The 23,738-nt window shown below is 74.3% G+C and carries 18 protein-coding genes; 13 read left to right on the top strand and 5 right to left on the bottom strand.

Annotated features, from left to right (window positions below; translation table 11 throughout):
- Positions 1 to 1,135: 1,135 nt before the first annotated feature.
- The 5 genes from OO63_RS38835 to OO63_RS38855 all read left to right on the top strand — a co-directional run bounded on the left by OO63_RS38835 (position 1,136) and on the right by OO63_RS38855 (position 7,918).
- Positions 1,136 to 2,167 carry a helix-turn-helix transcriptional regulator gene (locus OO63_RS38835; protein ID WP_051811648.1) on the top strand — a complete coding sequence of 344 codons (1,032 nt, stop codon included), beginning with the start codon at positions 1,136 to 1,138 and terminating at the stop codon, positions 2,165 to 2,167.
- Between the two features lie 42 nt (positions 2,168 to 2,209).
- Positions 2,210 to 2,695: a DUF456 domain-containing protein gene (locus OO63_RS38840; RefSeq protein ID WP_030363461.1), complete on the top strand. Its 486-nt coding sequence runs from the start codon at positions 2,210 to 2,212 to the stop codon at positions 2,693 to 2,695.
- 112 nt (positions 2,696 to 2,807) lie between these two features.
- Positions 2,808 to 5,126: a glycosyl hydrolase family 95 catalytic domain-containing protein gene (locus tag OO63_RS38845; RefSeq protein WP_030363462.1), complete on the top strand. Its 2,319-nt coding sequence runs from the start codon at positions 2,808 to 2,810 to the stop codon at positions 5,124 to 5,126.
- A 130-nt stretch (positions 5,127 to 5,256) separates the two neighbouring features.
- Complete coding sequence (locus OO63_RS38850; RefSeq protein ID WP_030363463.1) at positions 5,257 to 5,790, top strand: hypothetical protein; 534 nt, start codon at positions 5,257 to 5,259, stop codon at positions 5,788 to 5,790.
- A 16-nt stretch (positions 5,791 to 5,806) separates the two neighbouring features.
- Positions 5,807 to 7,918, top strand: a complete 2,112-nt coding sequence (locus OO63_RS38855) for an immunoglobulin domain-containing protein (RefSeq protein WP_078619638.1) — start codon at positions 5,807 to 5,809, stop codon at positions 7,916 to 7,918.
- Between the two features lie 112 nt (positions 7,919 to 8,030).
- Here the strand turns inward: OO63_RS38855 and OO63_RS38860 are convergent, their stop codons facing one another.
- Together OO63_RS38860 and rsgA are read right to left on the bottom strand one after the other, a co-directional pair.
- Positions 8,031 to 9,428 (bottom strand): DNA-3-methyladenine glycosylase 2 family protein, encoded by a 1,398-nt coding sequence (locus OO63_RS38860; protein ID WP_030363465.1) that lies wholly within the window; start codon positions 9,426 to 9,428, stop codon positions 8,031 to 8,033.
- A 139-nt stretch (positions 9,429 to 9,567) separates the two neighbouring features.
- Positions 9,568 to 10,650 (bottom strand): ribosome small subunit-dependent GTPase A, encoded by a 1,083-nt coding sequence (gene rsgA, locus OO63_RS38865; RefSeq protein WP_030363466.1) that lies wholly within the window; start codon positions 10,648 to 10,650, stop codon positions 9,568 to 9,570.
- A gap of 525 nt (positions 10,651 to 11,175) precedes the next feature.
- On the opposite strand from rsgA, the gene OO63_RS38870 reads away from it, so the two are divergent.
- The 6 genes from OO63_RS38870 (at position 11,176) to OO63_RS38895 (ending at position 19,787) form a co-directional block, all read left to right on the top strand.
- Positions 11,176 to 12,804 (top strand): hypothetical protein, encoded by a 1,629-nt coding sequence (locus OO63_RS38870; RefSeq protein WP_157854132.1) that lies wholly within the window; start codon positions 11,176 to 11,178, stop codon positions 12,802 to 12,804.
- Between the two features lie 16 nt (positions 12,805 to 12,820).
- Entirely contained in the window at positions 12,821 to 13,738 is a 918-nt protein-coding gene (locus OO63_RS38875; RefSeq protein WP_051811650.1) for a 5'-methylthioadenosine/S-adenosylhomocysteine nucleosidase family protein, read from the top strand.
- A gap of 93 nt (positions 13,739 to 13,831) precedes the next feature.
- Positions 13,832 to 14,377 carry a hypothetical protein gene (locus OO63_RS38880; RefSeq protein WP_030363469.1) on the top strand — a complete coding sequence of 182 codons (546 nt, stop codon included), beginning with the start codon at positions 13,832 to 13,834 and terminating at the stop codon, positions 14,375 to 14,377.
- 104 nt (positions 14,378 to 14,481) lie between these two features.
- Positions 14,482 to 17,364, top strand: coding sequence for a glycoside hydrolase family 2 TIM barrel-domain containing protein (locus tag OO63_RS38885; RefSeq protein ID WP_030363470.1), 2,883 nt, complete (start codon positions 14,482 to 14,484; stop codon positions 17,362 to 17,364).
- 136 nt (positions 17,365 to 17,500) lie between these two features.
- Positions 17,501 to 18,904, top strand: a complete 1,404-nt coding sequence (locus OO63_RS46210; RefSeq protein WP_030363471.1) for a prenyltransferase/squalene oxidase repeat-containing protein — start codon at positions 17,501 to 17,503, stop codon at positions 18,902 to 18,904.
- 118 nt (positions 18,905 to 19,022) lie between these two features.
- A complete protein-coding gene (locus OO63_RS38895; RefSeq protein WP_030363472.1) occupies positions 19,023 to 19,787 on the top strand; it encodes a hypothetical protein in 765 nt (254 codons plus the stop codon).
- Between the two features lie 18 nt (positions 19,788 to 19,805).
- On the opposite strand, the gene OO63_RS38900 is transcribed toward OO63_RS38895, so the two are convergent.
- Positions 19,806 to 20,231, bottom strand: a complete 426-nt coding sequence (locus tag OO63_RS38900; protein ID WP_030363473.1) for an NUDIX hydrolase — start codon at positions 20,229 to 20,231, stop codon at positions 19,806 to 19,808.
- 126 nt (positions 20,232 to 20,357) lie between these two features.
- Here OO63_RS38900 and OO63_RS38905 point away from each other — a divergent pair, with 126 nt between their 5' ends.
- Positions 20,358 to 20,807 (top strand): VOC family protein, encoded by a 450-nt coding sequence (locus OO63_RS38905; protein WP_030363474.1) that lies wholly within the window; start codon positions 20,358 to 20,360, stop codon positions 20,805 to 20,807.
- A 21-nt stretch (positions 20,808 to 20,828) separates the two neighbouring features.
- On the opposite strand, the gene OO63_RS38910 is transcribed toward OO63_RS38905, so the two are convergent.
- Positions 20,829 to 21,581: a helix-turn-helix domain-containing protein gene (locus OO63_RS38910; RefSeq protein ID WP_030363475.1), complete on the bottom strand. Its 753-nt coding sequence runs from the start codon at positions 21,579 to 21,581 to the stop codon at positions 20,829 to 20,831.
- A gap of 9 nt (positions 21,582 to 21,590) precedes the next feature.
- Positions 21,591 to 22,547 (bottom strand): AraC family transcriptional regulator, encoded by a 957-nt coding sequence (locus OO63_RS38915; protein ID WP_030363476.1) that lies wholly within the window; start codon positions 22,545 to 22,547, stop codon positions 21,591 to 21,593.
- Between the two features lie 81 nt (positions 22,548 to 22,628).
- On the opposite strand from OO63_RS38915, the gene OO63_RS38920 reads away from it, so the two are divergent.
- Positions 22,629 to 23,501: an NmrA family NAD(P)-binding protein gene (locus tag OO63_RS38920; RefSeq protein ID WP_030363477.1), complete on the top strand. Its 873-nt coding sequence runs from the start codon at positions 22,629 to 22,631 to the stop codon at positions 23,499 to 23,501.
- Positions 23,502 to 23,738: the final 237 nt, after the last annotated feature.

Raw genomic sequence — 23,738 nt, forward strand, 5'->3', positions numbered from 1 at the left:
GGCGGTCAGCGCGGGGGGGGTGGAGGGTGAGGTGGAGGTGCCCGTGGTCGCCGGGTGGCGGGGTGGTTCGGGGGGCGCGGGTCGGGTTGGCTCCGTCGCCGGGTGGCGGGGTGCCTCCGTCGACGGGCGGCGGGGTGGTTCTGGGGCTGGGTGGCGGGGTGGTTCTGGGGCCGGAGGGCGCGGTGGCTCCGGGGCCGCAGGTCGAGGCGGTTCAGGGGCCGCAGGACGTGGTGGCTCCGGGGCCGGGGGCCGGGGAGGTTCCGGAACCGCAGGCCGAGGCGGCTGCGGGGCCGCAGGCCGGTGCGGCTGGGACGGTTCCGGCGTGGGGCGCTGAGGTGGTCGTGGGGCCGATGACGTCAACCAGCCCGGGAGGGCCTGGCGTTGGTCGGGGGCGGCCCCGCGCCCGGCCGGGTCCGCGTCACGCTGCCCGGGGACGGCGTCCCGCTCCCCCTGAACCGACGCCACATCACGCCGAGCCGGAGCCACGTCACCGGAGACCTCGCCCCGCTGTCCGGGAACCCCCCGAACCCCGGAGCCCCCACCCCCGCCCCCGTGCACGTCCACGTCACGGCCGTCGGCGGCACCGGGCCCAACACCCGCCCCACCGCCACCCTCAGCACCCCCAGTGCCTTCAGCACCCTCAGTGCCCTCAGTGCCCCCAGCGCCCTGAGCACCCTCGTCCCCCTCAGCCACCGTGTCCGACGCCGAAGCGAAGCGGTCGTCCAGGGTGTCGGCTGCCTTGGCCGGGCCCGTGTCGTCCTTCGACTCGTCGTACAACTGGCCCCACCAGTCGTCCTCCTGGCCGGAACGGGCCCCGTGACCGGTGTGCCTCTCCCCCTGCTGGCTCATGCCCCTATTGTCCACCGCACAGGGCGTACGAAAACGGTGCATCAAGAAATTCCGGCCGTCACGGGCGGGGGTGGGCCGGGGTGGCGCGGAAAGCGCCGGGCGGCCCCACCCCCCACGGGAGGACCGCCCGGCGCAGGGGGACACCTTGGCAGAACGGCGGGTACTGCGGGGATGATGTTCGCGGCGGGTTTACGCCGTGGCCGCTTTCCGCCACGGCCGGCGGACCGCGCCAGGACGATCGGGAGGCCCGGCCTGCCCGGAACGCATCGGGGAGGGACGGCGCCGCATGCTGGCTGCGATAGGTCTGGACGAGACGCACGAGGCGGCGTACCGCGCGCTGGTGTCGGTGGGCGCCGCCGACGTGCCCGACCTGGCGCGCCGGCTCACCCTGGGCGAACCGGAGACCGAGCGGGCCCTGCGCCGCCTGGAGCGGCACGGCCTGGCCGCGCAGGCCTCGGGCCGGGCGGGCCGCTGGGTGGCGGCGCCGCCCGGGGTCGCCCTCGGCGCGCTGCTCACCCAGCACCGGCACGAGCTGGAGAAGGCCGAGCTGGCGGCGACGCTGCTCGCCGAGGAGTACCGCGCGCGGGCCGCCGAGCCCACCGTCCACGACCTGGTCGAGGTGGTGACCGGCGCGGCCGCCGTCTCCCAGCGCTTCCTCCAGCTCCAGCTCGGCGCGAGCCGGGAGGTGTGCGCGCTGGTGACGGGCAGGCCGGTGGCGGTGACGGGCGTGGAGAACGACGCGGAGGAGCAGGCCGCGAACCGGGGTGTGCGCTACCGCGTGGTCATCGAGCGCGAGGTCCTCGCCGCGCCCACGGGCCTCATGGAGGTCGCGGCGGCCATGCGGCGCGAGGAGCGGATCCGGGTCGCCGACCGCGTGCCGACGAAGCTGGTGGTCGCCGACGGCACCCTCGCGATGGTGCCGCTGACGTCGCGGACGGCGGAGCCCGCCGCGCTCGTGGTGCACGCGAGCGGCCTCCTGGAGTCCCTGACGGGCCTGTTCGAGGCGGTGTGGCGGACGGCGCTGCCGCTGCGCCTCGGCGAGGGCGACGCGGTGCGCGAGGCGGGCGCCGACGGACCGGACGGCACGGACCTGGAGGTCCTCTCGCTGCTCCTCGCCGGGATGACCGACGCCAGCGTCGCCAAGCAGCTCGACCTGGGCCTGCGGACCGTGCAGCGCCGGGTCAAGCGGCTGATGGAGCTGACCGGCGTGACGACCCGCCTCCAGCTCGGCTGGCACGCGTACGAGCGCGGCTGGGTGGCCCGCGAGGCGGCCGTGGGCCCCCTGGGGACCGCACCTCACGCGGGCCCCCGGGACTGACCCCGACCTGCGGTTTCGTACCCGCTCCTGCACTCTGGGCAGATGGGAGCGTGGGAACTCCTGCTGGTCGGCGTGGTGATGCTGCTCGGCCTGTGCGGAGTGCTGGTGCCCGGCGTGCCGGGGTCCTGGCTCGTATGGGCCGGGACCGCGTGGTGGGCGCTGCAGGACCCGAACGGGATCGCCTGGGGCGTCCTCGTCGGCGCGACCCTGGTGCTCCTGCTGTCCCAGGCCGTGCGCTGGCAGCTGCCGCCGCGCCGCCTCCGGGAGTCGGGGGCGACCCATCGGATGGCCGCGTACGCGGGCGGGGGCGCTCTGCTCGGCTTCTGCGTGCTGCCGGTGGTCGGGGCGCTGCCGGGGTTCGTCGGCGGAATGTATCTGGCGGAGCGGATACGGCTCGGCGGGCGCGGGGAGGCCGTGACGGCGGTGCGGACGGCGCTGCGGGCCGGGGGGTGGAGCGTGTTCGTGGAGCTGTTCGCGTGCCTGCTGATCGTGGGGGCGTGGGTGGGGGCGGAGGTCTGGGGCGGCTGAGACTCACATCCTCGCCTCCGTACATCCGATCTCTCCGTACTCATTGACGTACCCGTACGTCATCTCTAACTTTCAGCGGCAGATACCTCCGATGACTCGGCCAGGAGGCCTCATGCCACGCCCGTCCAGAAGAGCCGTGCTCGCCACCGGACCCGCGCTCGGCGGGGCGGTGCTCGTCGGCGGACTGCCCGCGCAGGCCGCGGCGGACGCGCCGCGGGCGCGGGAGCACACCGCCCCCGACCCCTGGCGCACCGTCCTCGACGACGCGGACATGGTCTGGCAGCGGATGCCGAGGACCTGGTACGAGGGCCCGTTCCTGGGCAACGGCTTCCTCGGCTCCGGGATCTACGCCGAGCCCGGCCGCGAGACGGCGGCCGTGCGCTTCAACGTGCAGCACTCCGAGGTGCAGGACCACCGCCCCGAGTTCGGCTCGCTCTTCGGGCTCGCCCGGCTGCCGATCGGCCACTTCACCCTGGAGCCCGTCGGGAGGATCACCGGGCTCGACTGGCGGCTGCGGCTGCGCGACGCCGAGCTGACGGGGACGCTCACCACGGACCGGGGCACGCTCCGCGTCCGCGCGCATGTGCACACCTCGCGTGCGGTGCTCGCCGTGGAGGTGACGGGGAGCGCGGGCGAGCGCGGCTTCCGCTGGGTGTTCCATCCGGCGGAGGCGATCAGCCCACGGGCCGCGTTCAAGCCGGTGCCCGCGGGCTACGAGGGCAATCCGCCCGCACGGGTGGAGAGCCACGACGGGGTGTCGGCGGCCGTGCAGCCGCTGCTCGCGGGCGGGCAGCACGTCACCGCCTGGCGCGAGCAACGGCGGGGCGGGGCACGGACGTTGTACGTCCACGTGGCGCACTCGCACCCGAAGTCCACGGCCCGCGACCGGGCGGTGCGCGCGGTGCGGTCCGCCGCCCGGCTGCCGTACGACACGCTCGCCGCGCCGCACCGCGCCTGGTGGGACGCCTACTACCGCAAGAGCTTCCTGTCGCTGCCGGACGCCCGCATGCAGCGCTTCTACTGGATCCAGCTCTACAAGATCGCGGCAGCGGCTCGCCGCGATGCCCCGGTGATGGCGACCTGCGGGCCGTGGCTGGAGCCGACGCCGTGGCCGAACACCTGGTGGAACCTGAACGTACAGCTGGAGTACTGGCCGATCCACGGCGCCAACCACCTCGAACTCGACGCCGTCACGCGGGCGTTGAGCGAGTTCCGGGACAACCTGGCCAAGGAGGTCGCCGCACCCTACCGCGCGGACTCCCTCGGCATGCCGCGCACCACTGACACCCGACTGGTCAACGGCGCCTCCGTCACGAACGGCGGCTACGGCGTGGGCATCCCGGGCCAGGATCCCCCGACCCCCGAGGTCGGCAACCTCACCTGGGCGCTGCACAACGTCTGGCTGAGCTACCGCCACACCATGGACACCGCGATCCTGCGGGACGTCCTCTTCCCGCTCCTGCGCGGCGCCGTGAACTACTACCTGCACTTCCTCCAGCCGGGCCCGGACGGCAAGTTGCACCTCCCGGCGACCTTCTCCCCCGAGTACGGCGGCAACAGCCGGGACTGCACCTACGACCTGATGCTCCTCACCTGGGGCTGCCGCACGCTCCTGGAGGCGGCCGAACTCCTCGGCGTGGACGACGAGTTGGCGCCGCGCTGGCGCGAGGTCCTGGCGCGGCTCGTCGCGTACCCCACCAACGCGAACGGCTACATGATCGGCGCCGACATCCCGTTCGCGAAGTCGCACCGCCACTACTCGCACCTCCTCGCGGTCTATCCGCTGTACGAGGTGACAGGCCGGGCACCCGCCGAGAAGGCGCTGATCGAGAAGTCCCTCGCGCACTGGGTGGGCTTCGAAGGGGCCCTGCAGGGCTACACGTTCACGGGCGCCGCGTCGATCTCGGCGCTGCTCGGCAAGGGCGAGGACGCCCTGAAGTACCTGGGGCAGCTGATGAGCCGGTTCATCCAGGCGAACACCATGTACAAGGAGTCGGGCCCGGTCATCGAGACGCCGCTGTCGGCCGCGCAGTCGCTGCACGACATGGTGTGCCAGTCCTGGGGCGACGTCATCCGCGTCTTTCCCGCGCTGCCCGCCGCGTGGCCGGACCTGGTGGTCCACGACTTCCGCACCCAGGGGGCGTTCCTGCTCAGCGCGGTGCGCGAGCGGGGGGCGACGCGGTGGGTGCGCCTGGTGAGCGAGGCGGGCGCGCCGTGCGTCGTGCGGCACGGCATCGCGGGTCCGGTCGAGGTGCGGGACGCGCGGGGGCGGCCGCTGCCCCACGAGGACGCGGGCGGCGGTGCGCTGCGCATCACGCTCGGCAAGGGCGACTCGGCGCTGATCACGGCCCGGGGGGACCGGCCCGACCTGCGGATCAGGCCGGTCAAGCCGGGTGCCGACGCCCCGAGATGGGGGCTGCCCGCGAGCTGACGAGACGTCGGGCGAGGCGTCGGGACGGGGCGTTGACACGAAGAGCCGAAACGACTTAGGTATGCCTTACCTAAGTCGAGGCTCGCTCGGGCGCGCCTCGTCCCTGACACCCAGAGAGGTGCCGTCCACCATGCCCACCCGCACTCACGTCCGCGCCTGCGTCACCGCACTCGCCGCCGCCGCGCTCACCGCCGCCTTCGCCGGATCCGCCGCGGCGGCCGACGTCACGGCCAAGCGCACCATCACCGACGGCGGCAAAACGTACAACCTCCAGCTGACCGGCCCGGACACCGCGTCGGCCGCGGGCGCCAACGTCACGGTCTCGGGCACCGGTTACAACACCGCGCAGGGCGTGTACGTCAGCCTGTGCGCCGTCAGCGGGGCGCCCGGCGCCAACAAGCCGACGCCGTGCCTGGGCGGCCAGGACCAGTCCGGCACGACCGGCGCCTCGCACTGGGTGTCCAACGTCGGCGGCGGCACGGTGCCGAACAGCTCCCGCTTCGGCGCGGGCGGCACATTCTCCGTGAAAATCCACGTGAAGGCCGACCTGGGCAACGGCCAGGTGTGCGGCGAGACCGTGGAGTGCGCGATCGTGACGCGCGCCGACCACTTCGACTCCGGCGACCGCAAGTACGACGTGCACATCCCGGTCACCTTCCAGTAGGCCGGACGATCACACGATGAGACGCACCTCGCTGCTGGCCGCGTCGGCGCTGACGCTCGCCGGTCTCACCGCGGGCTTCGCACCCGCGGGCCCCGAGGGCGCCGGTGCCGCCGAATCCGCCGAGGAGAAGGCGAGTTATCGGCGCACGGGCGACTTCACGACGGCCGGGAAACCGCTCGACGTCACGATCCACCCCGATTCGAAGAAGCTGTACGTCGGCTCCGACGACGACTCGGGGACGGCGGACGTCAACGAGATGGGGCTGTACGTGCTCGACCGGGCCAGCGGCGCGGTGCGCGGCCGGACCACGAAGACGCCCGGCTCGAACGGCGTGCCGCGCGAGTCGGCCGTCCGCAAGATCGCCGCGCCGCTGCCGGGCGACGGCGTCGTCTTCCACTATCCGCTCAAGGGCCTCGGCACGGCCAAGGACGGCGACCAGGAGGCCAAGGGCGTCTGGCTCGCGGGCGCCAAGGTCACCGACGTCGGTCCCGGAGTCACGGACGGGACGACGCTGGTGGCCCAGGGCGCTGTCCTCACGGAGGTCGTGACGGCCACGGGGGAGGCCAGACGGACGCTGACGCTGCCGGGCGCCGGACAGTTCGCCGTCGACACCGCGCGGCAGGCGGTGTGGTCGACGGACCTCGCGCAGAACAAGCTGTACCGGATCGACACCACCTCCTTCACCGTCACCAAGACCGCCGAACTCCCCGTCACGGAAGGGACGGAGGGCTTCACAGCCGTCGACCCGGCGACCGGCTCGGTCTGGGTCGGACGGCAGGACAAGGTGATGGTGTTCGACGCCGAGAGCGCCGCGCGCGGCACCGTCGACGGCAAGGACCTGGCGCGGGACGTGGCCTTCGACGGCACCCGGGCGTACGTCGCCCGGCAGGACGTCGGCGACCCGGGCGCGCCCGACTACGACGGCCGGGGTTCCCTGACGGTCCTCGACACCGGCACGTTGAAGCCGGTCGCCGAGCCGGTGTCGCTGCCCGGCAACGAGGCCCAACTCGGCTACGCCGCCGTGGCGGTGGCGCCGGGCGGCGCCGAGGTGTTCGTGACGAGCCCGGCCCAGAACCGGATCACCCGGATCGAGCGGAACACCCCGCCGAAGGTCACCGCGTCGCCGGCCGACGTGAGCGCCGACGACGGAGCCGAGGTCACGTTCACCGCGCGGGCCGACGGCACCCCCGAGCCCGCCGTGCGCTGGCAGCGGAGCACGGACGGCGGCCGTTCCTGGACCGCGGTCGAGGGCGCCACGAAACCCTCGTACACCTTCACCGCCCGCGCGCGCCTCGACGGGCACCGCTACCGCGCGGAGTTCAGCAACGACGCCGGTACGGCGCACTCGGAGCCCGCCACCCTCAAGGTCCGCGCGAAACCGGGCGACGAGGGCTCGGCGACCGGCCCCCAGGGGCAGCGGCTCACCGTCACCCCGGTGAACGAACTCGCGCCCAGGAAACAGAAGTTGACCGTCACGGGCTCCGGCTACGACGAGAAGAAGGGCATCTACGCGGCCCTGTGCGTCGACAACGGCCCCGGGAAGACACCGACGCCCTGTGTGGGCGGCGCGGCCACGGACGGCGGCTCGAAGGCATCGGCGTGGATCTCGAACAACCCGCCGCCGCACGGCGCGGACCTGGCCGTCCCCTACGGCAAGAACGGCTCGTTCAAGGTCGAGCTGACCGTCGACGCCAAGGACGGCTCGACGGACTGCCGCACCACGCGCTGCGTCCTCGCGACTCGCGCGGACCACACCCTGCCCGGCGACCGCTCGCAGGACGTCCGGGTGCCGGTGACCTTCGCCGACGGCGGCGGTGACGGCCCCGGCGATGGCGACGGCGACGGCGGTACGGACGACGGCGGGTCCGACGGCTCCGGCGGGGGCGGCCCGGCGGGCGGCTCCGACTCCGGCGGGTCCGGGGGCCCGGACGGCTCCGGCACGGCGGGCTCGGACGGATCCGGCGGCTCTGTCGGCGGCACCGGCAACGCCGGGTCGGACGGCAGCCTCGCCTCCACCGGCCAGACCATCGGCGGCGCCGCGGCACTCGCGGCGGCGCTGACGGCGGCGGGCTGGTACGCGATGCGACGGGCCCGCCGGGGCACCGACGGCCTGGGCGGGACGGGGTGAACTCCCCGTCGCCCAGGAAGAGATGAACTCCCCTTCCCCATAAGGAGTTCAGGCAAGCAGGAGGGGGCCTTCGCACGTGCGGCGCGAAGGCCCCCTCTCGTCGTGGGTGCCCCTACGCCGTGAGCAGTGGTGCCTCCTCCGCCCGCGCGGCCGCCTGTTCCGTCCGCAGATGACGTACCGCGTAGGAACGCCAGGGCCGCCACATGTCGGCCGGCGGCTCGCCCGGCGGCGCCACGTCCGGATCGCCGAGGGCCCGGGTCCGGATGGCCGCGGCCGCCACCGCGTCGACACCGGGCACCGCGCGCAGCTGCCGCTCGGCGTCGTCGCGGTCGACGCCCGCGTCCAGGCGCACCGTGCCGTCGGCGAGGGCGGCCGCGAGCGGGAGCCGTCCGGCGACGGCCTCCGGCGCGGGGAAGACATGGGTGAGCGTGCCGCACGGCGACGGCAGCGGGGTGCCGTGCTCGACGACGAGCCGCCGTGCCTCATCCCGGCCGACGACCGCGCGCACCGCGAACTCCTCCGGGTCGGCCGCGCCCGGCGAGCGCAGTCCGGGGCGGGCCCGGACGAGGGGGGCGAGGCGGGGGTCGGCGGCGAGCCGCTCGTCGACGGCGTACGGGTCGGCGTCCAGGTCGAAGAGGCCGCGCAGGCGCTGCACGGCGGTGGTCAGGTCGCGCAGGTCGGTGAGGTGGAGGCGGGCCTCGAGCCAGCCGCAGCGGTGGCTGTCGGAGCCCTTGCGGGCGTCGCGCTCCTCGACGGCGACGATCCCGGAGGCGTACGGCAGCCGCAGGGTGCGCCGGTAGGTGCGGGCGCCGCGCTCCCCGCTGACGTCCTCGACGCCGGGCAGCGCCTCGTGGGCGAGCAGGTCGAAGACGGCGGCGGCCTGGTAGGGGCCGCGGTGGGCGAGGCGCAGCGGGATGCCTGCGGCGGGGGTGCCGCGGCCGCCGCCGCGCTTGGGCGCGGCGGCGCGCAGGCCGGTGGGCGTCAGCTCGTACACGGCCCGGATGGTGTCGTTGAACTGCCGGACGCTGGCGAATCCGGCGGCGAACGCGATCTCCGTGACCGGCAGGTCGGTGGTCTGGAGCAGCACGCGGGCGGTGTGCGCGCGCTGGGCGCGGGCGAGCGCGACCGGGCCCGCGCCGAGCTCGGCGGTGAGCTGGCGCTGGACCTGGCGGGCGCTGTACCCGAGCCGGACGGCGAGGCCGCCGACGCCTTCGCGGTCGACGACGCCGTCCCCGATCATCCGCATGGCCCGGCCGACCACGTCGGCGCGGACGTTCCACTCGGCGGAGCCGGGCACGGCGTCGGGGCGGCAGCGGCGGCAGGCCCGGAAGCCGTTGCTCTGCGCGGCGGCGGCCGTCGGGTAGTAGCGGACGTTCTGCCGCTTGGGCGTGACCGCCGGGCAGCTCGGCCGGCAGTAGATGCCGGTCGTCTCGACGGCGAAGAAGAACTCCCCGTCAAAACGCGCGTCACGGCTGCGCACGGCCTCGTACCTGGTGTCTTGATCGCTCACGTCATCCAGTGTGAGCCGGGTGGGGCAGGGCCGCTAGCGGAAATCGGACGCCACGCTCCGGGCCCCGCAAGGGGCGCGGGGAACTGCGCGCCCAGCCCCCACCGCCCCGCGGGGGACGAACCGACCGCACCCCACGTGCTCAGCGCAGCCGCCCACGCTTCGCCTCCATGGCGGCCTTGCCCTCGGCCCCCCGCCGCTTCCACTCCCGACGCATGTCGGCCCGGACCCGGGCATCGGTCTTGGCGACGATGCGCTGGTTCTCCCGGATCAGCTTCCGGTAGCTGTCCAGGCGCCGCTCGGGGAGCGTGCCGTCCTCAAGGGCGGCGAGTACGGCGCAGCCCGGCTCCGCGACGTGCGCGCAGTCCTGGAAGCGGCACCCCTCGGCGAGCTCCTCGATCTCGGCGAAGACCTGGCCGACGCCGGTCCCCGCGTCGTACAGGCCGACGCCCCGCAGCCCCGGCGTGTCGATGAGGACACCGCCGCCGGGCAGGACGAGGAGGTTGCGGGTGGTGGTGGTGTGCCGCCCCTTGCCGTCGACGTCGCGGATCGCCTGGACGTCCATGACGTCGGCCCCGGCGAGCGCGTTGGCGAGGGTCGACTTGCCCGCGCCGGACTGCCCGAGGAGCACCGACGTACCGCCGGAGAGGACTGCGGCGAGGACGTCGACGCCGTCGCCGTCGGCGGCGCTGACGGGCAGCACCTGCACGCCGGGCGCGGTCGTCTCCACGTCCTCGACGAGGTACGACAGGGCGGTGACGTCGGGCACGAGGTCGGCCTTGGTGAGGACGACGACGGGCTGGGCGCCGGACTCCCAGCCGAGCGCGAGGAACCGCTCGATGCGGCCGAGGTCGAGCTCGGCGGCCAGGGACACCGCGATGACGGCGTGGTCGACGTTGGCCGCGAGGATCTGCCCCTCGGACCGCTTGGAGGAGGTGGACCGCACGAACGAGGTGCGGCGCGGCAGGTAGGCCCGTACGTAGCGGGGGTCGCTGGTGCCGGGCGCGTCGACGGCCGCCCAGTCGCCGGTGCAGATGACCCTCAGGGGGTCGTGCGGGGTGACGTAGGTGGTGTCGGCGCGGATGACGCCTTCCTCGGTGACGACCAGGTCGCAGCTGCCGCGGTCGACGCGGACGACGCGTCCGGGGAGCAGGCCCTGGGCCGCGTACGGGGCGAAGGCGGCGGCCCAGTCCTCGTCCCAGCCGTACGGCACGAGGGAGGACACCGCGGACTCGGAGAGAGCCGCGGAGACGGCAGCCGCGGAGGAAGCAGAAGAAGCAGAAGAAGCGGAGGATGCAGAGGAAGAGCGGAAAGCGGAGGAAGACAAGGGGAACCCTTCACAGGGTGGCCCCGGCCCACGCGCCGGACGGGCGCGGCGAAGGACGAGAGAGGTCAGCCGGAGACCACGGGGGTGGTGTGGATGAACGTCTGGATGCGGGCAGCATCGTTCGCAACGACAGCCATGACTCACACCTCCTGGGAACCTGCTCGGCCGACTGCGGCGGTCGCGCATCGCTTCCGCCGAGGAACGCGTTGACTGTAGCTCCCGCCTCCTGCGGACCGCCACCTCTTTTTCCGCCCACCCGATCCGCGCTCCGCGCCGCCGGGGGCGACCTCACTCCAGCGTCACCCAACTCCCCCTGCACACACGCGAGTTGGCCCTCCGAATTGACGCGTTCCCACCCTGACAGACCCCCGCGGCGCCGTTATGCTGGTGAGCTCTCTCGGGCGGAGCACTTACGGGGGACGTATGACGACGCCTGAATCACCCGTCCCATCCGGCGTGGGCAGGGAACTGCCGGACCGCACCGCGACGCGGCGGCTGTGCGCCGGGGTCTACCTGGACGCCGAGTTCCGCGACGCCGTCCTGCACCGGGTCTACAACGCGCGCAAACGCCGGGTCGCGCCGTCGTACGGCTACGACCTCGTGCCCGTCGTGACGCACGCGTGGCGTGCCTGGTGGCTGTCCACCGTCGGCGACGCCGTGCTGCTCACGCTGTGCTGCACAGCGGTCCTGCTGTACCCGCTCCCGGCGCTCCTCGCCGCCGTGGCCCTCTTCGACATCGGCCTGGTGGCCGCGCTGGTCACGTACGCCACACGCTCGGTCCGGGCCCTGGGACACCGGTACACCGACGCCCCGGACCCGGCCCCGGACACCGACGAGGACACGGACACGCCCCGGTGGCGCAGGACCCTCGGCTACGACCTCGTCATCGCCGCCCTCGTCACCGTGGGCGTGGTCGCGGCCGTCAGGGGACGCGCGGGCGACGGCGTGTTCCTCACGGCCGCCGCGATCGCCCTGACGCTCTGCGCCCTCCTCGCGGTCCTCGGCACCCTGCGCCAGCTCGCCGTGAACCGGCTGCGCGCCCACGGCACGGATCCGCGCCGCCCGCGCACCCGCGGCCGCCTCGCCGTGATCGAGAACCAGCAGCGGCACCCCCTGGTCGTGTACTCGGGCGCGAGCCCGTTCGTCGGCAGCGGCAGCGGCCTGCGCACCTGGTCGTTCGCGCAGCGCCTGATCGAGGCCAAGCCCCTCGGCGTCGACAAGGACGTCGAGTTCGAGAAGAAGCCGTTCGCCACCCGGGAGTTGGTGGAGGAGCTGCGGCGCGCGATCACGGCCCTCGACACCGAGGAGGACCCCGAGACCCGCCTTCCGGGGCTGCGGGTGCTCGACTCCCTCTTCGTGGAGGGCCGTTACGCGCGCGGTTACGCGGACGACCTGGAGCCCGCAGCCCGCGCCGGGCTCGTCGAGCGGATCCTGGACCGGCCGCAGGAGACGGCCCGGCACTATCTGACGTGCCAGGTGGAGTCCTGGGGCGGCGAGGTGGTGACCACCGTCTTCGTGCATGTGTCGCTGCAAGGGCGCACGATGTACATCGAGTTCAGCAGCCGGGCGCTCGCGCCGACCCGCCTCGCCTACCAGGTCGTCGACACCATCGGCGGGACGGGCACCCTGGCGACGCTGCGTGCGGCCGCACTGCACGGCGGCCGCGTCCGGGACATCGCGCTCGCGCCCGTGCGGCTGGTGCGGGCGACGCTGGCGCTGCTCGGCGCGCTGGGCATCGGGGGCGATCCCACCGTGGCGCAGCTCAAGCGGGGGCGGGACATCGGCGCCGACTACAGCGCACGTGAGCGGGCGGCCATCAAGACGGACGAGAACTATTTCCAGGCCTTCGACGTCGTGAAGCACCTGAAGATCATCGAGCAGCGGCTGCTCTCGACGGTCGGCGACTTCCTCACCGAGCACGGCGTGGACACCTCCGAGTTCCGGCGCCGGGCCACGGCCATCCTCAACAACGGCGTCATCAGCACCGGCTCCGGCAACCAGATCAACCTGTCCGACGTGGCCATGGGCGAGAACACGAGTGTCGGCAAGTGATCCCGGGAGGAACACCGTGCGGAACAACGGGATCATCAGCGGAGGCTCCGGCAACCGGATCACCGTCTCCGGTGTCGCCATGGGCGAGAACACGAGCGTGACGGGCACCCCCGCGACCGGCCCCGACAGCAGAGAGAGCACGGAGAGCGCCCAGGCACCGCCCGGACCGGAGCCCGAGGCCTGGGACCTGGGCGCGGTCACGGTCCTGTCCGTGGAGACCCGCGCCCTCATCGACGCGCTGTCCCGGCGCGGCACGCAGCGCAAGACGGTCACCGCGCGCCGCGAGCGGTTCCGCGAGTTCCGCTGGGTCGACGCGGGCCGCCCGGTGCGGGTCGCCGTGACCCAGTCGCTGCACCCGGGCCAACTGTCGGCGGGCAGCGCGGTGGCGGCCCTGCGCGCCGCGTACGCACCGCGCTTCCTCGCCCTCGTCGGCATCGCCGGCGCCGTCCACCCGGACCTGCACCTGGGCGATGTGGTCGTGGCGCAGGAGATCGTGCACTACGAACCCCGCAAGGTGACGCCCGAGGGGATCCGCAGGCGCGGCCGCAGCCACCCGGTGGCCGCCGAGGTGCAGCACGCCGTCAACGACTTCTTCACGGAGCACGACGAGCCCTGGCGGCTGCCCTGGGCCGGGGAGCACCGGGCGCTGCGCGGCCTCGTCGGCTCGGGCGAGGCCGTCCTCGCCGACACCGACGCGGCCGAGCGGGCCTATCTGCGCGGGTACAACGAGAAGGTCCTCGCGGTGGAGACGGAGGGCGCGGGCCTCGCCGAGGCCGTGTACGCGGGCCCCGCCCACGACCGCGCCCCCGAGCCCTGGCTGTTGGTCCGTGGCATGTCGGACGCGGCGGGCCCCGACAAGGACGACCGCCATCACGCCGTCGCCGCCCGCAACGCCGCGGAGGTCTTCTGCGCCCTGCTCCCCCACCTGTTGTGAGGCCGGGCGTGCACCCGCCGCGCCCCCGCCCGCGACCCCGCACGCCCGTGACCCCGCGCGCGCCCGCGACGACCCCGAACGGACGGAGGCAGGATGGCGGAGCCGGACGAGGTGACCCTCGGACGCGTACTCCTGACCGAGTACGAACAGCTGAAGGCGGAGCAGACCGGCCGGATCCGGCTGCGCGACAACCTCCTGTACGCGATGCTCGCCGCCACGGCCGCCGTCATCGCTTCCACCCTGCGCGCGGGCGACCACGCGGCGCTCCTGCTGCTGCTCCCGCCGATCACGCTGCTGCTCGGATGGACGTACCTCGTCAACGACGAGAAGATCTCCGCCATCGGCCGCCATGTGCGCACGACGCTCGCGCCGCGCCTGGCCGAAGTCCTCGATGTGGACGAGGAGATCCTCACCTGGGAGTCGGCCCACCGCGACGACCGGCGCCGGACCTCGCGCAAGGCCCTGCAGCTCGCCGTGGACCTGCTGGCGTTCGCGGTCTCGCCGCTGGCCGCGCTGACCGCCTTCTGGGTCAACGGCCACCTCACCTGGCCGCTGCTCGCGGTCTCGGGCGCTCAGACCGCCGCCGTCGGCGTCCTCGCCTGGCAGATCGTGGTGTACGCCGACCTCGGCCGGGGCTGAGGCCGGGCCCGCCGCTCCGTTCGGTCCAGATCACGCGCCAAGAATCCAACAACCTGCCGACGCAAAGAATTGAGACCGCACCTTCCGCGGGATGTGATGGACCCATGGAACTTCCCCACCACGAGGACGTGTCCCCCGGCACCGGCGGTCTCGCACCCCGCGCGTGGTACGCGGGCTCGGACGCCGCCGTGCTCTCACTGAACGGGAGCTGGCGGTTCCGGCTCTCCCCCGGCGCCCACGGGCTCGACGAGTCGTTCGCCGCCGCCGACTTCGACGCCGCGGCCTGGGACGAGGTCGTCGTGCCCGGGCACTGGGTCCTCCAGGGCCACGGCGCGCCCGTCTACACCAACCAGATGTATCCGTTCCCCGTCGACCCGCCGCGGGTGCCGACTCAGAACCCGACGGGCGACCATCTGCGCGGCTTCGACCTGCCCGGGGGCTGGCCCGCGGACGGGGACGCGGTGCTGCGGTTCGACGGGGTCGAGTCGTGTGCGCGGGTGTGGCTGAACGGCACCCTGCTCGGTGACTTCAAGGGGTCCCGGCTCCCGCACGAGTTCGCGGTGGGGCACCTGCTGCGACCGGAGGGCAACGTCCTCGCGGTGCGCGTGCACCAGTGGTCCTCGGGGTCGTACCTGGAGGACCAGGACCAGTGGTGGCTGCCCGGCATCTTCCGGGACGTGACGCTCCTGCACCGGCCCGAGGGCGCGGCGCGGGACTTCTTCACGCACGCCTCGTACGACCACGAGGCGGGCACGGGCACGCTGCGGGTGGACTCCGACGTGCCGGGCCGGGTGACGGTACCGGAGCTCGGCGTGGACATCGCGACCGGGCAGAGCGTGACCGTGCCGGTCGAGCCGTGGTCGGCGGAGCGGCCCCGCCTGTACGACGCGGAGCTGGCGACGGCGGGCGAGCGGATCCCGCTGCGGGTGGGGTTCCGCACGGTCGCCCTCACCGACGGCCTGATCACCGTGAACGGGCGGCCGTTGCTGTTCCGGGGCGTCAACCGGCACGAGTTCCACCCGGAGAAGGGCCGCGCCCTCGACCGCGCCACGATGCGCGCCGACGTCCAGCTGATGAAGCAGAACAACATCAACGCCGTCCGCACCTCCCACTACCCGCCGCACCCCGCCTTCCTCGACCTCTGCGACGAGCTGGGCCTGTGGGTCATCGACGAGTGCGACCTGGAGACGCACGGCTTCACGATGCTGGGCTGGCGCGGCAATCCCGCCGACGACGACCGCTGGACCCCGGCCCTCCTCGACCGCGCCGCCCGCACCGTCGAGCGCGACAAGAACCATCCGTCGGTGATCATCTGGTCGCTCGGCAACGAGTGCGGCACGGGCAGGGGCCTGCGCGCCATGGCCGCGTGGATCCGCGACCGCGACCCGGACCGGCTCCTGCACTACGAGGGCGACCCGTCCTGCCAGGACACCGACATGTACTCGCGGATGTACGCCGACCACGCCGAGGTCGAACGCATCGGCCGGGGCGAGGTCGAGGGACCCGAGGCACGGCGCCGGCTGCCCTTCGTCCTCTGCGAGTACGGGCACGCCATGGGCAACGGCCCCGGCGGCCTGCGCGAGTACCAGGACCTCTTCGAGCGGTACGAGCGGCTGCAGGGCGGCTTCATCTGGGAGTGGATCGACCACGGCCTGCGGCACCCGGCGTTCGGGTACGCCTACGGCGGCGACTTCGGCGAGGAGCTGCACGACGGGAACTTCGTCTGCGACGGCCTGTGCTTCCCCGACCGGTCGCCGTCCCCCGGGCTCCTCGACTACAAGCAGGTGATCCAGCCGGTGCGGTTCACCTACGACCCGGTGTCCGGCACGGTGTCGGTGACCAACCTGTACGACTTCGCGGACCTGGCGGAGCTCGCGTTCGAGTGGACGTACCTCGCGGACGGCCCCGCGCACCCGGTGTCGGGCCCCCTGGACGTGCCGCCCGAGCTGGGCCCCGGCGAGAGCGTCGAGCTGAAGCTGCCCGACCCGCCGCAGGCCGCGGGCGGCGCCGAGATCCGGCTGCACGTGTCGGCCATGGTGTGCGAGGAGACCAACTGGACCTCCCTCGACCACGTGGTGGCCCGCGCCGACTTCGCCGTCACCCCGCGCCCGCCCGTGCCCGTCGCCACCGGCGAACGCCCGCGCCGCAGCGGCTACGACGTGGCGCTCGGCCCCGGCCGCTTCGACGCCCGCACGGGCGAGCTGCGCGCACTCGCCGACGTCACCCTGACCGCGGCCCCGCGCCTGGAGGTGTGGCGGGTGCCCACCGACAACGACGACGGCGCGCCCTGGCAGCCCGACACCCGCTACGGCCCGCTCTGGCGCAAGCTGGGCCTCGACCGCATGCAACACCGCCTGGACGGCGTCGAGTCGGACGCCGACGGGCTCACCGTGCGCACCCGCGTCGCCCCGGCGGCACGCGACCTGGCGCTGCGCACCGTCTACCGCTGGACGTCCGACGGCACGGCCCTCAGGCTCGCGGTGGCGGTGACGCCGGAGGGCGACTGGGAGGTGCCGCTGCCCCGGCTCGGGATCCGGCTCGGCCTTCCCGCCGTCCTGGGGTACGCGCACTGGTTCGGCGGCGGCCCCGGGGAGGCGTACCCGGACACGGGATCCGCCTCGTGCGTGAGCCGTTGGAACATGGACGTCGGCCGGATGCAGACGCCGTACGTCCGCCCGCAGGAGAACGGCGCCCGCGCCGACGTCCGCTGGGCCGAGCTGCGCGACGGCTTCGACGGCGCCGGGGTGCGGATCGTCGGCGACCCGGAGTTCTGGTTCTCGGCCCGGCGCTGGAGCGACACGGAGCTCGACGCGGCGGCCCACCGCACGGACCTGAAGCCGGGCCCCTCGGTGTGGGTGCACCTCGACCACGGGCAGCGCGGCATCGGCTCGCAGTCCTGCGGCCCCGGGGTCCTTCCGCAGCACGAACTCCACGCGGAACCGGCGGAGTTCACCTTCACGTTCGCCATGGCCGGACGAGGGCGGTGAGAGAAGACTGAACGGGGCGGCGCGCCCCGCGGCCACCGGCCGCCGGACCCTTCCTGACCCGGAGAAACACGGTTACGGCCGCCTAGACTGGGAATGACGACGACCCACGCGCCGCCCTGGGGGGAGGGAACATCCCGTGTCACAACAGCAGCTGGGCCGCAGCCCGGTCCGGCCGGATCCGGAGCCGCCGCCCCCGGGCGATTCGCGCCAGGGCCGGTTCGTGGGCTGGCTCGGCGGCTTCGGCTGCGTCGCCGCGGGGTACGCCGTGTTCCAGTCCCTGGTGGGCGTGTTGCCGCAGGAGCTGTCCACGGACGCCGCGCGGTACGGCATCGCGGGCGTCAGCGGCGCCGGCACGGCCCTCGCGGCCTGGCTCGCGGCGGCGCTCCTTCGCGCCCGGGCGGGCACGGACGACGACGGCGCGCCGACCGCGCCGCGCGCCCTCGGCACCGGCGCGGCCGCGGGGTCCGCCCACGCCCCGGGCCCCTTCCCGGCGCTCGCCGCCGCGACGCACCGCACCCTGCACGCCGAACTCGCCGTCCTCGACGACCCCGACCGCGGCCTGCTCAAGGGCTGGCCGCACGCCCTGGACGAGCAGACCCTGCCGGTACGGCCCACGCCCACCGGCACCGCGTACGGACTGCACCTCGTCCTCGAACTCGGCGTGCAGGACGGCCGGTTGAACCCCTCGGAGCTGGTGGAGACGCTGTGGCGGCAGCGGCTTTCCGACGGCGGCTGGGCGGCCCGCTCCCAGGGCGCGGTGCCGAGGCCCGAGGTGACGGCGCTGGTCCTCGGCGCGCTCGCCCGCGCGGGCGCGGACCCGGCGCGGCTCGCGGACGAGGCGGCGCGCTGCGCGGCCCGCTTCACCGCCGACCTGGAGCCGTCGGGGCTCGCCCGCACGCACGTCGTGACGACGGTCCTGCGGGGCATGCTGCGGGCGGCGCCCGGCTCCCCGGCCATCGCCCGGCTGCGGGACGAGCTGGTCGACCGGACCATCACCGACCCGGCCCGCGAGCACCGCCGCTGCTGGGGCCCGGCCCTGCGCGGGCCCGCCGCGCACACCACACGGCCCTCGCCCGCGCACACGGCGCAGGCCGTGGTCGCCCTGGACCGCGCGGCCCGGGTCCTCGGCGAGGACGGCAACACCCGGGCCGCCCGCGAGGACGGCATCCGCTGGCTGCTTTCCTGCCCGATGCCGGGGCACGAGACGTGCGCGGACCTGCGCAACACGCAGGAGGAGGTGCGCCGCCCGCACCCGCAGGACTCCTGGCGCCAAGAGGTCCTTTTCGTACGGCACTTCACGGCCGCATGGATGGTGCGGGCCCTGCTCACGCCCGGGGCCTGGGAGATCGCCGTGGCCGAGGACCGCGAGGAGGCGTGGCGGACGCTGCTCGCGGACGCGGTCGCCGGTGTGCTGCGCCAGCAGGACGAGGGCATCTGGAACTGGGACGGCCACGATCTCGGCCGTCCCCTGTGGATGACCTATCAGGGCCTTTCGGCGCTGCGGGCCCATGCCGTATGGATGTATCAGCCGGACCGCTGAGGGCCTGTCTGTGAACCCCCGCCTGCGCAGCGGCGGGGGTTCACAGACAGGCCCTCGACTCCGGCTCCGCGGTCCCGGCGGGCGGGGGCGTGGAACGGACGGAAGGCGGAGTGACCGCATGGGTGGTCGGCACGTGCTGCGGGCCAGGCGGCTGCTGGAGGGAGCCCTCGACGGGCGGGACGGGCCCGACGGCCTCGACGAGGAGGAGCTGGTGCGGGCGGCGCGCGCGGTCGTCGCCGAACTGGGCTCCCCGGGGCGGCTCTCGGCGCTGGTCGCGGAGCTGGCGGCGGGCGTCGGCGACCCCTCGGGGTGCGCGCGGCTCTCGTACCGGCACGTCCTCGGCTTCGACAAGCTGCTGCTCGTGTCCGTCGGCACCCGGCACATGCTGCGCGCGCACGTCTGGCACCCCGGCTCGCACCGTGCGGGCCGCGAGGACATCCACAACCACCGTTCCGCGCTGGCCTCGTTCGTGGTGCGCGGCACTCTCGGCATGGAGCTGTACGAGACGGCGGGCGACGGCCCGCTGGCGGCGGCGCGCTACCGCGAGTCGCTGTCGGCGGAGGTCAGCGACTGGCTCCTCGAACCCGCGGGCCGGGCGCGGCTGCGGCTGACGCAGACCGCCGAGTACACGGCGGGCAGTGGCTACGCACTGCCGTCGTACGCGCTGCACCGGGCGTGGTGCGCCTCGCCGGGCGCGGCCGTGACGCTGTTCCTGGAGACGGGAGCGGGGCGGCGGCGCTACACGGACGTGTTCACGGGCGACGGCCGGGACGGGCGGGCGCAGGCGTACGCGAAGGAGCCGCTGGAGGTGGTGGAGTATCTGGCGGAGCTGCGGGCGCTGGCCGAACTGATCGGCGGGAGCGAGGAGTTGGCGCGCTCCTAGGCCTCCGGGGTGGTGCGGTCAGCGGGTGCGCAGGCGGCTCAGTGCCTGGCCCACGATCTCGCGGTTGTAGTCGTCGATCTCGACCGTGTCCAGCTCGCCGGGGGTGAGCCAGCGGTGGTCCTGGTCGGGGTGGGGCAGGGTCACGTCGAAGCTGAGCGGGCTGACGAGGAAGTTGTCCTGCCAGTTCTTGACCTCGTGCCCTCGGTACTGGCTGACGAAGGAGGACTCGCCGACCTTGCGCACGACGTGGCCGAGCAGTCCGGTCTCCTCCTTCAGCTCGCGCAGCACGCCGTCGCGCGGGCTCTCGCCCGGCTCCAGCTTTCCGCAGGGCACCCCCCACACACGTGGCAGGAACCGCTCCGTCTCACTGCGACGCACGAGCAGCACGCGGCCCCGGTGGGCCACGACGGCTGCCGCAAGATGGTTCTCGCCAGGGATAGCCATGGCACCACCGTAGCGAGGATTCAGGGCCCGGGACAGCCATGGACGCCGTCCGCGCCCCGCCCGCGCGCCCCCGGCGTGTCCGATTCCTTCAAGACCCGCGCGGAGCCGCTGCCTACGCTTTCCGGCATGAACAGCGACGACACCGCACAGCACACGAACACCCCGGGCCGCGCGCCGCGTGTCACGCCCCGCCTCGACATGGTGGGGATCGTCACCTCCGACATGGCGGCGTCCCTCGCCTTCTACCGCAGGCTCGGCCTCGACTTCCCGCCCGGCGCCGAGGACCTGCCGCACGCCGAGGCCACCGTCCCCGGCGGCCCGCGCTTCGCCCTCGACAGCGAGGAGACGATCCGCTCCTTCGCCCCCGACTGGCAGCCAGCGGAAGGCGGCGGGCGCATCGGGCTCGCCTTCCACTGCGGTACACCCGCGGGCGTGGACGCGGTGTACGAGGAGCTGACGGCCGCCGGGTACCGCTCCGAGCTGAAGCCGTTCGACGCGGAGTGGGGGCAGCGGTACGCGACGGTGCTCGACCCCGACGGCAACGGCGCCGACCTGTTCGCCCCGCTGCCGCGCTGACCGGCGGCCGCACGCTCCCCGTCAGTCCGAGCCGAGCAGCTCGGTCAGGCGCATGCCCGTCAACTCCTTGACGTCCCGGGCCAGATGGGCCTGGTCGGCGAAGCCCGCGGCGGCCGCCGTGTCCGCGTACGGCTGTCCGGCGCGGGCCAGGGCGAGCGCCCGCTGGAGCCGCAGAACGCGCGCGAGGGTCTTGGGGCCGTAGCCGAACGCGGGCAGGGAGCGGCGGTGCAGCTGACGGGCGCCGAGGCCCGCGGCGTCGGCGGTCTCGGCGACGCCCCGGCCCGCGCTCAGCGAGCGGACGACCTCGGTCAGGAGCGGGTCGGGCGGCGGCCGGTCCGCCGCCCGCTCCCCGGCGACGGCCTCGAGCGCGGCCACGGGGTCCTCGGCCCCGTCCACGCGCGCGGTGAGGCGGCGCACCTCGGCGGCGCCCCACAGGTCCGCCAACTCCACGCGCAGGTCGCGCAGTTCGTGCGCGGGGGCGCCGAGGATCGCGGGGGCCGTGCCGGGCGCGAAACGGACGCCGACGTACCGGCCGGACTCCTGGACGCCGGGCAGATACGCGTGCGTGTCCGGCCCCGCGACGTAGAGCCTGCCCTCGGTCCACAGCAGGTCCATGCAGCCGTCGGGCAGGACCGGCGAGGGAGCCGGGGCGCCGGGGGCGGCGTCCGGGGCGGCCGTCTTGCTCCACACGACGGCGCCGGGCAGCACCAGGGAGGGCCGCTCGGCGTACGCGGGCACCGCCGCCCCCTCGTGCCTGCCTCCGCCGACCGCCATGCCCCCAGGCTACGACGCGCCCGTGCGGTGTTCCTGGGGGCTGACCCCGTACTCCCGCTTGAAGGCGCTGGACAGGGCGAACGCGCTGCCGTAGCCGACCTTGCGCGCGATCGAGGCGATCGTCAGCTCGCTGTCGCGCAGCAGGTCGGCGGCCAGGGCGAGCCGCCAGCCGGTCAGGTACGTCATCGGGGGCTCGCCGACGAGTTCGCTGAAGCGCCGGGCGAGCGCGGCCCGCGAGACGCCCGCCTTGGCGGCCAGCGAGGCGACCGTCCAGGGGTGCGCCGGGTCGTCCTGGAGGAGCCGCAGGACCGGGCCGACGACGGGGTCGCCCATGGCCACGTACCAAGCCGGGGCGGCCGCCTCCGGGCGCGAGAACCACGCCCGCAGGGCCGCGATGAGCAGCAGGTCGAGCAGCCGGTCGAGGACGACCTCCTGGCCGGGGTCGTCCTTGTCGATCTCCTCGGCGAGGAACGGTGTGAGGGGGCAGTCCCACACCTCCGTCGGCAGGACGAGCAGCGGCGGCAGCGCGTCGAGGAGGCGTCCGGTGATCTCGCCGCGCATCTGGTACGTCCCGATCAGCATCTGGACGTGCCCGTCGGGCTGGCCCCAGCGGCGCAGGCCGAGCATCGCGTAGTGGCCCTCGGGGGCGCCGTTCAGCGGGGCGCAGGACTGGCCGGGGCCGATCTCGCCGAAGGGCGGGGTGTCCCGGTCGCCGGTGACCAGGTAGGGGTCGGGGCCGCGGGCGATGGCGACGTCGCCGGGGCGGATCAGGCGGGGCGGCCGGTCGGGGTGCGGAGTGCCGTCCGCGTTCTCCGGGACGATCCAGGCCTCACCGGCCACCATGATCATGACCGAGACGGGCGCGCCGTCGGCGATCCGGACCGACCAGGGCGGCTCGAAACACGCGCGGAGCATGAAGGCGCCCCGGGCGCGGGGGCCCTCCAGGAGGCCTGCGAGTACGTCCATGGGGGCAGCGTAGACGCACGCGTATGCGGGTGAGCCGTTCACGGATGGCCCCCGTGCGGGCACCGGCGGTTGACTTCACCCATGACCACGAACGAGCAGAACACACAGCACACGCAGGGCACTCAGGCACCGCTGACGGTCCTTGTCACCGGGGCGACCGGACGGGTCGGGAGCCGGGTCGCCGAGGCCGCGCGGGCCGCGGGGCACGAGGTGCGGTCCGCCTCGCGGTCCGGCGCGGTGCGGTTCGACTGGTACGACGCGTCGACGTGGGCGGATGCCCTGCGGGGCGCCGACGCCGCGTTCCTCGCCTACCAGCCCGACGTCGGCGCGCCCGGTGCCGCCGAGGCCGTCGGCGCGTTCGCCCGGCAGGCCGTCGATCTTGGGGTGCGCCACCTCGTCCTGCTCTCGGCGCGCGGTGAGGACCAGGCGCACGCCACGGAGGACGCGCTCGCCGTGCCCGGGGCGCGGTGGACCGTCGTGCGGGCCAGCTGGTTCGCGCAGAACCTCAGCGAAGGGCCGCTGGCGGACGCCATGCGGGAGAGCGGGGAGCTGGCGTTCCCCGGGGGTGAGGTGCTTGAACCCTTCATCGACGTGCGGGACATCGCGGACGTCGTCCTCGCCGTGCTCGGGGCGGGCGAGCGGTACGACGGGCGTGTCCTGGAGGTCAGTGGGGGGCGTCTGCTGTCCTTCCGGGACGCCGTCGCCGAGGTCTCTGCCGCCGTGGGGCGGGAATTCGGGTACGTGCCCGTTCCCGCCGTCGAATACGGCGCCGCTCTGCGGGAATTCGGTGTCCCCGACGCGGAGGTCGAATTCCTCATCGAGCTCTTCGAAACAAACCTGGACGGCCGCAACGCCCATGTCTCCACCGGCGTCCAGGACATACTCGGCCGGGCCCCGAGGGAATTCTCCGCCTTCGTCCAGGAGGCGGCCACCGCGGCTGCGTGGAAGCCCTGAGACACCCCGTGCGGGTGGGCCGGGGCGCCCCCGAATCGGCGCTCCGCGCCTCGTCCTCAATCGCCGGACGGGCTCTCTCCCACCCACCCGCCCAAACCTGCACAGCCCGAGCAACAGCCCGGCACCTCAGACCCGAAGCACCCACCCGCAGACCGAAAAAGGGCGGGCGGGCGGGAAACAGCCCGTCCGGCACTTGAGGACGAGGCCGCAGGCCGACCGGGGGCACCCCGAACGCCC

This window comes from Streptomyces alboflavus, from assembly GCF_000716675.1.
Classification (GTDB): Bacteria; Actinomycetota; Actinomycetes; order Streptomycetales; family Streptomycetaceae; genus Streptomyces; species Streptomyces alboflavus.